The sequence below is a fragment of the Micromonospora sp. NPDC048830 genome (genome assembly GCF_043198215.1).
GTDB lineage: Bacteria > Actinomycetota > Actinomycetes > Mycobacteriales > Micromonosporaceae > Micromonospora.
The window spans coordinates 19,034-32,800 of sequence record NZ_JBICUP010000061.1; the positions used below are offsets into that span (position 1 = coordinate 19,034).

9 protein-coding genes and 1 pseudogene are annotated in these 13,767 nt (G+C 73.3%); 3 read left to right on the forward strand and 7 right to left on the reverse strand.

Features of this window, described 5'->3' with window-relative positions; genetic code table 11:
* The coding region (locus ACGFIZ_RS30975; RefSeq protein WP_393425814.1) for a HAMP domain-containing protein at positions 1-1,486 on the reverse strand (1,486 nt) is incomplete at its 3' end.
* Between the two features lie 206 nt (positions 1,487-1,692).
* Here ACGFIZ_RS30975 and ACGFIZ_RS30980 point away from each other — a divergent pair.
* A complete protein-coding gene (locus ACGFIZ_RS30980) occupies positions 1,693-3,786 on the forward strand; it encodes a SpoIIE family protein phosphatase (RefSeq protein ID WP_393425817.1) in 2,094 nt (697 codons plus the stop codon).
* A gap of 720 nt (positions 3,787-4,506) precedes the next feature.
* Complete coding sequence (locus tag ACGFIZ_RS30985) at positions 4,507-4,749, forward strand: hypothetical protein (protein WP_393425820.1); 243 nt, start codon at positions 4,507-4,509, stop codon at positions 4,747-4,749.
* Positions 4,750-5,031: 282 nt separating this feature from the next.
* Here ACGFIZ_RS30985 and ACGFIZ_RS30990 read toward each other — a convergent pair whose 3' ends face one another.
* Positions 5,032-6,396 (reverse strand): FAD-binding oxidoreductase, encoded by a 1,365-nt coding sequence (locus tag ACGFIZ_RS30990; protein WP_393425823.1) that lies wholly within the window; start codon positions 6,394-6,396, stop codon positions 5,032-5,034.
* Positions 6,397-6,499: 103 nt separating this feature from the next.
* Here ACGFIZ_RS30990 and ACGFIZ_RS30995 point away from each other — a divergent pair, with 103 nt between their 5' ends.
* Positions 6,500-8,593, forward strand: coding sequence for a S9 family peptidase (locus ACGFIZ_RS30995; protein WP_393425826.1), 2,094 nt, complete (start codon positions 6,500-6,502; stop codon positions 8,591-8,593).
* A 14-nt stretch (positions 8,594-8,607) separates the two neighbouring features.
* Here the strand turns inward: ACGFIZ_RS30995 and ACGFIZ_RS31000 are convergent.
* The 5 genes and pseudogenes from ACGFIZ_RS31000 to ACGFIZ_RS31020 form a co-directional block, all read right to left on the reverse strand.
* Positions 8,608-9,372: pseudogene (locus ACGFIZ_RS31000) on the reverse strand (threonine/serine dehydratase); the annotation flags it as partial.
* A gap of 73 nt (positions 9,373-9,445) precedes the next feature.
* Positions 9,446-11,560, reverse strand: a complete 2,115-nt coding sequence (locus ACGFIZ_RS31005) for a bifunctional polysaccharide deacetylase/glycosyltransferase family 2 protein (RefSeq protein ID WP_393425829.1) — start codon at positions 11,558-11,560, stop codon at positions 9,446-9,448.
* 2 nt (positions 11,561-11,562) lie between these two features.
* Entirely contained in the window at positions 11,563-11,976 is a 414-nt protein-coding gene (locus ACGFIZ_RS31010) for a hypothetical protein (RefSeq protein WP_393425832.1), read from the reverse strand.
* Positions 11,977-12,180: 204 nt separating this feature from the next.
* Positions 12,181-12,729 carry a hypothetical protein gene (locus tag ACGFIZ_RS31015; RefSeq protein ID WP_393425835.1) on the reverse strand — a complete coding sequence of 183 codons (549 nt, stop codon included), beginning with the start codon at positions 12,727-12,729 and terminating at the stop codon, positions 12,181-12,183.
* 92 nt (positions 12,730-12,821) lie between these two features.
* Positions 12,822-13,767, reverse strand: a 946-nt coding sequence (locus tag ACGFIZ_RS31020; RefSeq protein ID WP_393425838.1) for a hypothetical protein, incomplete at its 5' end; no start/stop codon positions are given.

The following is a 13,767-nucleotide window of genomic DNA, read 5'->3' on the forward strand; positions in this document are numbered from 1 at the left end:
CCACGGCGGTGGTGACGGACGCGATGTTGCGCACCTGCGACGTCAGGTTCGACGCCATCGAGTTCACGTTGTCCGTCAGATCCCGCCACGTACCCGAAACGCCCTTGACCTGCGCCTGACCGCCCAGCTTACCCTCGGTGCCCACCTCCCGGGCCACCCGCGTCACCTCGTCCGCGAACGACGACAGCTGATCCACCATCGTGTTGACGGTGTTCTTCAGCTCCAGGATCTCGCCCTGCGCGTCCACCGTGATCTTCTGGCTCAGGTCGCCCTTCGCCACCGCGGTGGAGACCTGGGAGATGTTGCGGACCTGGCTGGTCAGGTTGCCGGCGAGCTGGTTGACGTTCTCGGTGAGGTCCCGCCAGGTGCCGGAGACGCCGCGCACCTGGGCCTGGCCGCCCAACTTGCCCTCGATGCCGACCTCGCGGGCCACCCGCGTCACCTCGTCCGCGAACGACGACAGTTGATCCACCATCGTGTTGACGGTGTCCTTGAGCTCCAGTATCTCGCCCTGCGCGGCGACGGTGATCTTCTGGGACAGGTCGCCGCGGGCGACGGCGGTCGAGACCTGGGCGATGTTGCGCACCTGCGCGGTCAGGTTCGACGCCATCGAGTTGACGCTGTCGGTCAGGTCCTTCCAGGTGCCCGCGACGTTCGGCACCTCCGCCTGACCACCGAGCTTGCCCTCGGTGCCCACCTCCCGGGCCACCCGGGTCACCTGCTCGGCGAACAGGCGCAGCGTGTCGGTGAGCGAGTTGATCGTGTGCGCCAGCTCGGCGACCTCACCCTTGGCCGACACCGTGATCTTCTGCGACAGGTCGCCCCGGGAAACCGCCGTGGCCACCTGTGAGATCGACCGCACCTGGTACGTCAGGTTCGACGCCATGGTGTTCACCGAGTCGGTGAGGTCCTTCCAGGTGCCGGCGACCCCGCGCACGTCGGCCTGGCCGCCCAGCTCACCCTCGGTGCCCACCTCGCGGGCGACGCGGGTCACCTCGTTGGAGAAGGACGACAGCTGGTCGACCATGGTGTTGACCGTGCGACCGATCCGCAGGTACTCGCCACGCAGCGGCCGGCCGTCGATCTCCAGGGCCATGTGCTGCGAGAGGTCGCCGTCGGCCACCGCGACGATCACCCGGGCGATCTCCGTCGTTGGGCGGCCCAGGTCGTCGATCAGCGAGTTGACGGCCCGCTGACCCTCCGCCCACGAGCCCTCCAGCCCCTCCTCGTCGAGGCGCTCGGTGAGCCGGCCGTCCCGGCCGACGATCCGGCTGATCCGGCGCAGGTCGAGGTGCTGCCGCTCCTGGAGCGCCACCACGTCGTTGAACGCGTCCGCCACCTCGCCGGCCACGCCCGCCCGGCGGGGCAGCCGGACCTTCAGGTCCCCGCCGCGCACCCGGCGCAACGCCTCCGCCAGCTCGCTGAGCATGGCGGCCTGGTCCGGCGCGGACGGGTCCGCGGCTGCCGAGTGTTTCGCCGTGGTCATCATTCCTCGCTCAGTTCGGGGGCCGCCAGCGCACCCGGGACATAACGGGCGCACGCCGGTGCGCCTGCCGGCACACTGGCCATCCCACCATTGTGCCCGCGTGGCCGTCGATGTCGCGCCGCCCGACCGCCGCCACGCCCGCCGGATCGACCCAGCTCACCGGTTCGGCTTGGCTTCGGGCGGGGCGGCGGTGGAGGATACGAAGGATGTCACCGGAGGCGGGGCCGGCAAAGATCGGCGGCCCGGACGAGCCCGTCCGGCGCGTACGGCTGCCCGCCGACCGCCGGACGCCCGCCGCCGCGCGCGCCCTGGTCCGGTCCGTGCTGGCCGCCGCCCGCCTCGACAGCCTGCTCAACGAGGCCCTGCTGCTGACCACCGAGCTCACCACCAACGCCGTCGAGCACGCCGGCACCGAACTGGACATCGAGGTCGTCGCGGACGACGTCGGGCTGACCGTCACCGTCTCCGACTTCGCCCCCGGGACGGTCGACGAACTGAACGTCGGCATCCGCAACAACAGCGCGGAGATCGGCGAGGTCTCGGAGCGGGGCCGGGGGCTGCTCCTGGTCGACCACTTCGCCAGCCGGTGGGGCACCACGTACCTGCCCACCGGCAAGGGGGTGTGGTTCCGGCTGGACCGGCCGGGCGCCGCCGGGCAGCGGACCTCCGCCCGGCCGGAGACCGGGTCCGCCCTGGGCCCGCCCGCCGCGACCGCCGGTGGGGGCGCGGCCCCGACCGAGCACCCCGGGCCGAGCGCCGGGGCGGTGAGCGAGCTGATGCAGAGCGCCCCCGAGCCGTACGCCGAGGATCCGCTGCCCGGCTTCGCCACCGACCTGCTCGCCCGGCTCGGCGAGATGGTCGGCGCGGCCGGCGGCGTGGTCCGCCTGGACCGGGGGGACGGGCAGGGCCGGCAGGTGCTGGCGCGCTACGGCCGCACCCCGCGCGAGGGCAACGAGCTGCTCCGGGTGCCGCTGGCGGTGCACCGGCCGTACGCCGGGGAGCTGGAGCTGGACGCCGCCCCCTCCACGTACGCGCAGCCACTCGCCGTGCTCACCGCCGAGCGGCTCTCGCTGCACCTGGAGAACGACCGGCTGCGCCGGGCCGACGTCCGCCGGCAGGCCTGGCTGACGTTCCTGGCCGAGGCGAGCGAACTGCTGGCCCAGTCCCTCGACGTCGAGCTGACCATGGCGCTGATCCCGCAGCTCGTGGTGCCCCGGCTCGGCCAGTGGTGCGCGGTGCACACCACCGACGAGTGGGGGCGGCTGCGGCTCGCGGCGGCCACCCACGCCGACGAGGCGGTGCTGCCGCAGCTGCACAAGGTGCTCCGGGAGACCGGGCCGGACTCGATGCTGTCGCGGCTGCGCGAGGCGACGCGGATAGGGTCGCAGGTGCCGCTCGGCGGGCCGATGGAGGGCTTCGCCGTGCCGCTGGTCGCGCGCGGCCAGCGGCTGGGCACCCTGGCGGTCGGCCGCCACCAGCGGCACCGGCACGACCCGGACGAGGTCGCCGTGCTGGAGGACGTCGCCCGGCGGGCCGCCCTGGCCATCGAGAACGCCCGCATCCACGCCGAACGCCGTCGGGTGGCGCAGACCCTCCAGCAGTCGCTGCTGCCGCCGGTGCTGCCCGTGGTCGAGGGCATCGGCTTCGCCGCCGAGTACGTCCCGACCGGCGACGACGCCGAGGTCGGCGGCGACTTCTACGACGTGCTGCGGCTGCCCGGTGGGCGGTGGCTCGTGGTGATCGGCGACGTCTCCGGCAAGGGGGTCGAGGCGGCGGCGGTCACCGGCCTGGTCCGGGACGTGATCCGGGTGCTGGTCACCGACGGCAAGCCGCTGCCCGAGGTGCTGGGTCGGCTCAACGAGACGCTGGTCGAGCGGGGCAGCGGACGGTACTGCACCCTGGCGCTGGCGGCGGTCGCGCCGGGCAGCGGCGACCAGCTCGACGTGTCCCTGCACCTGGCCGGCCACGACCGGCCGGTGCTGCTGCGCCCCGGCGGCGGGGCCGACTTCGTCGGCGCCGGCGGCACGGCCCTCGGCCTGCTGGACTCGATCGCCTCCCCGACCGCCGAGGTCCCGCTCGCCCCCGGCGAGGCGCTGGTCTTCTACACGGACGGGGTGACCGAGCGCCGCCGGGGCCGGGAACTGTTCGGCGTCGAGCGGCTGCGCGAGTCGGCCGCCCCGCTGGCCGGGTACTCGGCCGACGTGGTCGCGGCCCGGCTGCGCTCCGCCGCGATCGGCTTCTCGGTGGAGGCACCCCGCGACGACATCGCGATCCTGGTCCTGCGCAACGACCGGCTCTGACCACCCACCCCACTCTCCCGCCCCCGCCCCCGCTCCCGCACCGCTCCCGCACCCGCTCCCGCTCCTCCGACCCTCCCGAGGTCATCGCCCACCCCTAGGGCGGGACAAGATCCGCGCAAGTTCAGGGAAAATGCGGGCTACGTCGCGTAACGAGGGGACGACTTCCCCGAAAGTGCGGCCTCGACGGCGGGGCCGGTCGGCGAGGTGGCGCCCTGGCCGAACGGCGGGGCTTGAGGGTGATCGGTCCTCCGCGGGGCAGCGCGTAGGCGTACGGGTTGATACGTTCCGGCTGTGTCGACGGTGGCGGGAAGCGCGCGTACCCCCTGGTCGGTGCGGCTGCGAACTGCGGCGCACCTGGCGTGCGCCGGGGCGTTCCTGGTGGTGGTGGCCCTCTATCTCGACCTGATGACGGCCGAGCACGTCGGCCCTGCCGAGATGCGCACCGGCGCCTACGACCCGAAGGAACAGGTCCCGTTCGGGATGTCCGGGGTGAACCGTTACCTATCAGTGCGCTCTGGTGAGCATGTGATTGGTAGTCCTGCCTTGCGGTGGGACGGTCCCGGTCTGACCCGTTGTGGCGGTGCCGGGTTGACGTTTCACGGCCACCTGCCGACCCCCGTCACACCGGACACCAGCAGATCCTGCCCCGTCACCCACCCCATGACGCAGGCGACTCAACGGACAACCACAGCATGCCCAAGACAGCTAAAGCTGCCTCGCTTGCCACCTGATGGCAGCCCCCTCGCGTGGCTGTACGTCCTGGTCGCGTTGCTGTACCTGGTCGGCTTCGTGGCCAGCTCGGCGCTCGCGCTGGTCTCCCTGCCGCTGCTGGCCCGCGGGTGGCGCGCGCTGCCCCGACGGGCCCGGGTGCTGCTGCTGGCGGGGATCGTCAGCGCGGCGGCCCTGCCGCTGCTGCGCCTCGCCCCGGCCGTCGCCGACATGCACCGGTGGTGGCTGGACTGACTGTGCCGCGTCGGGCCGGATCCTGGTAAGAACTGGCCCCTGGACGGGCCGACTCGCAACCGAGGCCGGGGCCCGGCCTGCGGGACCGACACGACGATGCCGGCCACGAGGCCCGCGGCCGGGCTCCTCACAGGCCGTCCGGGACGCGGCCGGGCTCCCCACAGACCGCTCGGGACGCGGCCGGGCTCCCCACAGACCGCCCGGGACGCGGCCGCGCCTCTCACAGACCGCCCGGGACGAGGCCAGGCTCCCCACAGACCGCCCGGGACGCAGCCGGGCTCCTCACAGACCGCCGGGGAGGCGGCCGGGGGCGAGGCGCTGGTGCGGATCCAGGTGCGCCTTCGCCGCCCGCAGCCGGGGCAACGTGGTCAGCTCGCCCCACAGGTCGACCGCCTGCCGCACCGGGGCGGGTGCCGCGACCACCACGCACCGGCCGTGCCGGGCGAGCAGCACCCCGCGTACGCCCGCGACGATGGACGCCACCCGCTCGGGAGGCAGGGAGCCCGGCAGCGCCGCGTGCACCACTCCCTGGCCGGCGGAGCCCCGGATCGGCACCGGGCCGCCGGCCGCGTCCCGCAGGGCGTACACCGCGGCGTGCAGGTCGGTGATCGGCACCTCGACGCGCAGCGCGGTCTCGCCGGGGCCGAACGGGTAGCGCCGCCACCACGGCGGGGCCGAGTGCTCGACGGTCGCCCCCTCGCCGAGCACCCCGAGCAGGCGTTCGGCCCGCTCGTGGACGTCGGCGGGGCCGCCCTCCACCAGCACCGCGAGGCTGCCCGCCCCGGCCAGGGCCGTCCTGCGTCGGAACATCGAGGGGTGGCGGGCGCGGGCGGCCGCCACCGGGTCGTCGGGGTGGGCCTGCGGGTGCGCCCGGGTGGCCCGGGCCGGCAGGTCCAGCTCGACGGCCGCCGGATCCAACCGGGCGGCGAGCACCGCCCGGACCAGGTCGTGCACCTCCAGCGGCGTCCACACCGGCCGGACGACCCAGAACCGGCTGGCCGGCACGGGCTGCACCCGCAGGGTCGCCGAGACCAACACCCCGAGCGCGCCCTGGGACCCGCAGAGCAGCCGGGCCAGCTCCAGGCCCCGCCGGCCGCCGCCCGCGCTGATCAGCTGGCCGTCGGCGTCCAGGTAGCGCACGCCGACGAGCTGGTCGCAGGGGCCGCCGTGGCGGTGCCGCAGCGGGCCTGCCTCGTCGGTGGCGAGCACCCCGCCGACCGTCGCGCCGGGCGAGGGCGCGTCGAGGGCCAGCCGCTGGCCCGTACGCTCCAGCGTCGCCTGGACGGCCCGCAGCGGCGTGCCCGCTCCCACCTCGGCCGCCGGGGCGCCCGGCTGCTCGTGGCCGATCCCCGCCAGCCGGCCGGTGTCGAGCAGGATGTCGACCTGCTCCGGGGCCGCGCCCCAGTCGATCTTCGTGCCGGCACCCCGGGGCACCACGGTCAGGTCGTGTGCGGCGGCCAGCCGTAGCACCTGGGCCGCGGCCTCGGGACCGCCGGGCACCGCCACCCACCGGGCCGGCCGGCCGGCGACCTCGTCGGCCGCCCCGGCGAACCTGGCGAAGGGCGGGCCGCAGATCTCGGTGAGTCGACGGGTGATGCTCATCGCGCCGGACCCGGACCAGTCGATCGAACTCGTTGCTGCCGCCATGGCGGTCATCGTACATCTGTTCGAACAGTCCGTCGGCGAGTTGCGCGAAACGGGAGCGCGCGCGGCGGGCGGGAGCGCGCGGGCGGCCGGTAACCTGACCGGCGTGACCACCGAGACCACGCCGCCCGCCGCCAAGCGCGTCCCCGCCGAGCGCACCCACCACGGCGACACGGTCGTCGACGAGTACGCCTGGCTGCACGCCAAGGACGACCCCGAGACGATCGCCTACCTCACCGCGGAGAACGCGTACACCGAGGCGCGGACGGCGCACCTGGAGGCGCTGCGCGAGACGCTGTTCGAGGAGACCCGCCGGCGCGTCCAGGAGACCGACCTGACGGTGCCGGTCCGCAAGGGCGGCCACTGGTACTACACGCGCACGGTCGAGGGCCAGCAGTACAGCATCAACTGCCGGCGGGCGGTCCGCGACGGCGAGACCGAGCCACCGATCAGTGTGGACGGCGCCCCGCTGGAGGGTGAGGAGGTGCTGCTCGACGGCAACCTGCTCGCCGAGGGCCACGACTTCTTCGCGCTGGGGACGTTCGACGTCAGCCCGGACGGGCGCTGGCTGGCGTACTCGACGGACCACGCCGGCGACGAGCGGTTCACCCTGCGGGTGAAGGACCTCTCCACCGGCGAGGTGCTGGCCGACGAGGTGCCGGACACCTTCTACGGCACCGCGTGGTCCGCCGACGCCTCCGTGCTCTTCTACGTCACGGTCGACGACGCGTGGCGGCCGAACCGGGTCTGGCGGCACCGGATCGGCGCGCCGGCCAGCGAGGACGTGGTGGTCCACCAGGAGGACGACGAGCGCTTCTGGGTCGGGGTCGAGCTGACCCGCTCGGAGAAGTTCATCCTCATCGACATCCACAGCAAGATCACCAGCGAGGTGCGGGTCATCCCGGCCGGCAACCCCACCGGCGAGCCGGCCCTGGTCGCCCCGCGCCGGCAGGGCGTCGAATACTCGGTGGAGCACCACGGGCACCGGTTCCTGATCCTGCACAACCACGAGGCCGAGGACTTCGCCCTGGCGTACACCTCGGCGGACGCGCCGGGCGACTGGGTCCCGCTGATCCCGCACACCCCCGGTACGCGGCTGGAGGCGGTCGACGCGTTCGCCGACCATCTGGTCGTCTCGCTGCGCACGAACGGGCTCACCGGCCTGCGGGTGCTGCCCATCGGCGGCGGCGACGGCTACGACATCGACTTCCCCGAGCCGATCTACAGCGTCGGGCTGCACACCAACCCGGAGTACCGGACCCGGCAGATCCGGCTGCGCTACGCCTCGCTGGTCACGCCCGACTCGGTGTACGACTACGACCTCGTCACCCGCGAGCTGGTGCTGCGCCGCCGCAAGCCCGTCCTGCCCGGCCCGGACGGCCGCGAGTACGACCCGGCCGACTACGAGCAGCACCGCGAGTGGGCGCTCGCCGACGACGGCACCCGCGTGCCGATCTCGCTGGTCTGCCGCGCCGGCACGCCCCGCGACGGCTCCGCCCCCTGCGAGATCTACGGGTACGGCTCGTACGAGTCGAGCATGGACCCGTGGTTCTCGGTGGCCCGGCTGTCCCTGCTGGACCGCGGGGTGGTGTTCGCGGTCGCGCACATCCGGGGTGGTGGCGAGCTGGGCCGGCGCTGGTACGACCAGGGCAAGCTGCTGGCCAAGAAGAACACCTTCACCGACTTCGTCGCCTGCGCCCGGCACCTGGCCAAGTCCGGCTGGACCTCCCCGGACCGGCTGGTCGCCCGGGGCGCCTCGGCCGGCGGCCTGCTGATGGGCGCGGTGGCGAACCTGGCCCCGGACGCGTTCGCCGGCGTCGTCGCGCAGGTGCCCTTCGTGGACGCGCTCACCTCGATCCTCGACCCGTCGCTGCCGCTGACGGTCACCGAGTGGGAGGAGTGGGGCAACCCGCTGGCCGACCCGGAGGTGTACGCGTACATGAAGTCGTACACGCCGTACGAGAACGTGGCCCCGGTGGACTACCCGGCCATCCTCGCGGTGACCAGCCTGAACGACACCCGCGTGCTCTACCACGAGCCGGCGAAGTGGATCGCCCGGCTGCGTGCGGTGGCGCCGCAGGGCGACTACCTGCTCAAGACCGAGATGGGCGCCGGCCACGGCGGGCCCAGCGGCCGGTACGACTCCTGGCGCGAGGAGGCGTTCATCAACGCGTGGATCCTCGACCGCCTGGGGGTGTAAGGAAGGGCCCCTTTTCAGGCAGCGGTGACGAGGTCGGCGAGCAGCGCCGGGTCGACGTTGCCGCCGGTCAGCACCGCGACCGTACGCCCGGCGGGCAGCTCGTCGGGGCGGAACAGCCGGGCGGCGGCGGCCACCGCGCCGCTCGGCTCGACCACCAGCCGGGCGTCGCGGGCCAGCCGGCCCACCGCCGCGCGGATCTCCTCCTCGGTCACCGTGACGATGCCGTCGAGCCGCTCCCGCAGGTGGGCGAGGGTCAGCTCGGACAGGCCCGCACGCAGGCCGTCCGCGCAGGTGCGGTAGGTGAGCGCCACGTCCCAGCCGACCAGCCGCCCGGCGGCGAGCGAGTCCCGGGCGTCGGCGGCGAGCAGCGGCTCCACGCCGATCACGGCGGTCGACGGGCGCAGCGCCTTGACCGCCGTGGCGACGCCGGAGGAGAGGCCACCGCCGCCGACCGGGACCAGCACCACCTCGACCCCGGGCAGGTCGTCGAGGATCTCCAGGCCGATCGTGCCCTGGCCGGCGATGATCCGCCGGTCGTCGAACGGCAGCACCAGCTCCGCCCCGGTCTCGGCGGCCACCCGCTGCGCCTCGGCCAACCGTTGGGCGGGCGGCACCAGCAGCACCGTCGCGCCCAGCGCGCGGATCTGCGCGATCTTCACCTCCGGGGCGCCCTCCGGCACCACCACGGTGCACGGGATGCCGGCCGCGCGGGCCGCGTACGCGAGGGCCTGGCCGTGGTTGCCCGAGGAGTGGGTGACCACGCCCCGCTCCCGGCGGGCCGGATGTCGTCGATCGGTACGAGGTCCACCCGGCTATCCTGCGACCTCCCGGCCCGTACGGGAGGGAACGGCCTCACCGTTGCGCGCCGACCAGCGCCGCCGCGTCACCGGTACGGATCATCCGCTGCCAGCGCAGCCGGTTGCCGATCACCGCCGTGACCACGGACTGCACCACGACCAGGTACATCACCTGGCGGTAGACGAGCTGCTGGAACGGCAGCGACCACAGCGGCCCGTAGCGTTCCCCGTCCAGCCACAGGGCGTACGCGGCGGTGAGCCCCTGGAGCACCAGCAGCCCGAGCCAGGCCAGGGCGAGTGTGCTCCACGGCAGGAAGAGCAGGCCGTAGACGGCGAACACGTCGACGGCCGGGGCGGCCAGCGGCAGCACGATCTGGAACACCGTCAGGTACGGCAGGCCGCGCCGGCCCAGCTTGCCGCCGGACCCCGGCTCGCGCAGCGCGTGCCGGTGCTTCCACATCGCCTGCATCGTCCCGTAGCACCAGCGGTAGCGCTGCCGCCAGAGCTGCCGCAGCGTCGACGGGGCCTCGGTCCAGGCGATGGCGCCCTCCTCGTACACCACCCGCCAGCCGGCCCGCAGGACCTTCATGGTCAGGTCGGTGTCCTCGGCGAGGGTGTCCGCGGGTACGCCGCCGACGGCGAGCAGCACCTCCCGGCGGAACGCGCCGATCGCGCCGGGGATCGTCGGCATGCACTCCAGCACGTCGTACATCCGGCGGTCGAGGTTGAAGCCGATGACGTACTCCAGGTGCTGCCATCGGCCGAGCAGGCGGCGCCGGTTCGCCACCTTGGTGTTGCCGGAGATCGCGCCCACCGTCGGATCGGCGAAGCCCTGCACGAGCCGGTGGATGGTGTCCGGCTGGAATACGGTGTCCCCGTCCACCAGCACCAGCAGTTGCGCCCGGGCCGCCCGGATGCCGGTGTTCAACGCGGCCGGCTTGCCGGCGTTGGCCTGCCGGATCACCCGTACGCCGCGCAGCCCCAGCCGTTCCACGATGCCGGCGGTGTCGTCGCTGGAGCCGTCGTCGACGACGATCACCTCCAGCGCCGGGTACGCGCTGTCGACCAGCGACCGCACGGTGGCCGCGATGTTCGCCGCCTCGTTGTACGCGGGCACGATCACCGAGACCGGGGCGTTCACCACCGGCCGGTGCCCCCGGGGCCGGCGGACCCGCCGCACGTGGAGCTGGGCGCAGGCCACCTGCACGGCGAGCCGGGCGATTCCCAGCACCAGCGCGATGCCGAGCAGGACGTTCATCGCGGCGGCGGCCCAGCCGGCGCCCGTCTGGGTCCAGCGCAGCGCGGTGCCGCTGAGACGGGTGGTGGCGCCGGCCGCCAGCATCGACGGCGGCGCGCCGATCCCCTCGGAGACGCCCGTGAACCGGTAGCCCTGCTCGGTCAGCTCGGTCAGGAGCTGGTCCAGCGCGGCGATGGTCTGGCTGCGGTCCCCGCCGCCGTCGTGCATCAGCACGACCGCGCCCCGGCCCTTCTCGGGGGTGGCCGCCTGGACGATGGCGGCCACCCCGGGCCGCTGCCAGTCCTTGGTGTCCCGGTCGGCGAGGACCGCCACGTGACCGGTCCTGGCGGCGGCGCGCAGCGCGGCGTACTCCGGCGCGGTCAGCGCCGCCGGGACGGAGGAGAACGGCGGCCGGAGCAGGGTCACCTCGCGGCCGGTGGCCCCGGCGATGGCCTTGCGGGTGAGCGACAGTTCCAGGTCCTGCCGCCAGCCGGGGGCACTGCCCAGGTCGGCGTGGGTGAACGTGTGCGAGCCGAGCTCGTGACCCTCGGCGAGGATCCGGCGGGTCAGTTCCGGGTGTTCGTTGACCCGGGCGCCGACGACGAAGAACGTGGCGTGCGCGCCGTGCCGGCGCAGCAGGTCGAGCACCTGGGGGGTCCAGCGCGGGTCGGGGCCGTCGTCGAAGGTGAGCGCGATGGTCCGCGCCGGCATGGTGCGGGTCACCGGCTTTGCGTCGTCCAGCCGCAGCACGGGCCCGCCGGAGGTGGCGGCGCGGTCGGCGGGCGCCGCCGGACCGGCGTCGGATCGCCCGGAGCCGCCGGCGAGGCCGGTCACCAGGCCGTTGACGGTGAGGGCCGCGAGCAGGACGGCCAGGCCGAGCAGGAGCAGCAGCCAGTGCGCCCGGGGGTCGCGGCGGGCGACGTGTTTCGACACGGCTACCTCGGCTTACCGGGCGACCTGCTCGGTCGGGCGGTGTTGCGGTGCTCCTCGCCCTGGCCCGGCTCGGTGGGCCGGGCCGACGGCGCGGCCGTGTCGGTGCCCGTCGGGCGGGCGGTCGGGGTGGCCGTGCGGGTGGAGCCCGGGGCGGGCGCGGAGGTGCTGGGCGACGGGCTGGGACTGGGGCTCCCGGCGCCGCCCATGCCGTCCAGGCCGGCCTCGATCGGCGGATGCCCCTTCTGGTCGCCCCAGCCGGGCAGCCGCACGGTCGAGTCGGTGAACAGGCCGGCGAGGATCAGACCGAGGCTGGCGAGCAGGCCGAGGCCCATCAGGGTGCCGACGATCACGGTGAGCCGACGACGACGCCCGGTCCGGTCGACGAACACCGGCCGCCCGGCCGGTTGGTTCTGCATCTGCTGGTCTCCCGCTGGGTGCCTGGGGCCGGCGGCCCCGGGGCCCGGTGCCGGGCTCCCGGGTTCAACAGCGTAGCGGCCTCCCAGTGCGTTACGTTCCGGCGTCAGGCCGCGCGCAACTCCTCCACCGCCCACTCCACGAATGGAGACAGCAGACCGCAGTTGCGCCGGGCACAGTCGGTCATTCGCCCGAGCGCAATGGCACTACCCGGTGCTGCTGAGCCCGATCGAGGAGTTCTTGACGCCGTGCAGGAGAAGTGCGGTCACCGCCAGCGCGGCGCCGACCAGCGCCGAGGTCCCACCGATGCCGACGTTGTAGACCAGGTTGTGCTGCCACGAGATCACGTTCGGAGTGGTGAAGACGGCGAGCACGAAGAAGGCCGTCAACGATGCCATGACGGTGCTGAGAACCAGCGCAAGCGCCAGAACCGCACCCACGACCAGCAGCCACGTCGCGTAGAAGCTGCGCGAGTCGACCGACGGATGCAGGACCGAGAGCGCGAAGAGGGGCGCCGAGCAGCTCACCAGCAGTATCCACGCCGACCATAGAAGCTGCGGCACGAGCACGTTACGCGCTCGTACGGCCTCAAGGCTGGGAGCCTGGCTGGGCAGGCAATTGCTCAATACTGCGGCGGGTACCAGCATGAAGATGACGCCCACGGTGTCCAGCGCCGCACTGCCCGGTGGTGCGAACTGCAGACCGAGCGCGGACATGCTGAACCGCGAGAAGAGACCGATCGCCAACCAGATCACGACCAGTCCGGCAACTGCTCGTACGCTGACGCCGCGCGCCTTCGCGAATGCCCGTACGAGGAACCACCACCGCGGTTGGGGACGGCCGCGCCTCATGTGGGGAGGCTCCCGCGGCAGTTCGCCAGATCCGCCTGGTGGCTGCGCAGGAATTCCTCGCGTCGCCCCTCGTCCATCTGCGCGAACGCCTCGCTGGCCTTCGACATGCCCGGATCCTCCGCGAGGATGGACTGGACCTTCAGCTCGCCTGGGAAGTTGGTGCCGTCGCGCGCAAGGTCCCTGACGCCAAGCCACCAGTCGTACAGCACGAACGCGGCTCGCGTCCCATGGGAGCCCGTGGGCTGCCCCGCCGTGGGACCGTCACCCTGCAGGCAGGGCGCGAGAAATACGGAGAAACCGAAGCTGGCATCGAAACTGGCCCCGCCGATCCGATGTGCGGGTGAAGTCCTGCCATCGATCAGGGGGACAGTAAGTATCCGCTGCGCAGAGGGCATGCTCCCTGAGTACCTTCGAGACAGTTCGAAGAGATCCGGGGCCGGCACGAACGTCACGCTCGACATGTCGATGCCTCGGAGCGCAGCCAGGTTTTCCCGGATCCGCCGCTGATACTCGGTACCCAGGTGGTCGTGCGCCCGGTCCACGCAGACCCTCGGCTGGCTCTCGATGCAGACCGCCTCGTACTCGCCTACGGCTTCGGTCCTCGCGCCTGCGGTCAGCAGCACCGCCGAACAGGCAAAGCCGGCGAGCAGCAGGAGCGAATAGGCATGCCGTCCAGATCGCATGGTCCAGGCGATCAGCGCGCCACCCAACGCCGCCCAGAAGAGTGCCCTGCCGGCCAGGGTCTCCACCGGAATCCGCAAGTAGGTGCGGTCGACCTGGTCGGACATCGGAAAGTCCGTGAAGATCCCCTGCGAAACATAGACGTCGACATACACGAGGAGCATGTAGTTAACGATCCCCACGGATAAATCCGGGGGATTTTCCTCCGGGGCCAGGCCCTGGATTCCCAGCTCGGACCGCACCTGATCCACCGTCCCGGAA

Coding starts and splice junctions, on each gene's coding strand:
- ACGFIZ_RS30980 (WP_393425817.1), top strand. CDS start 1,693: ATGTCACCGGAGGCGGGGCCGGCAAAGATCGGCGGCCCGGACGAGCCC.
- ACGFIZ_RS30990 (WP_393425823.1), bottom strand. CDS start 6,396: ATGGCGGCAGCAACGAGTTCGATCGACTGGTCCGGGTCCGGCGCGATG.
- ACGFIZ_RS31010 (WP_393425832.1), bottom strand. CDS start 11,976: ATGCAGAACCAACCGGCCGGGCGGCCGGTGTTCGTCGACCGGACCGGG.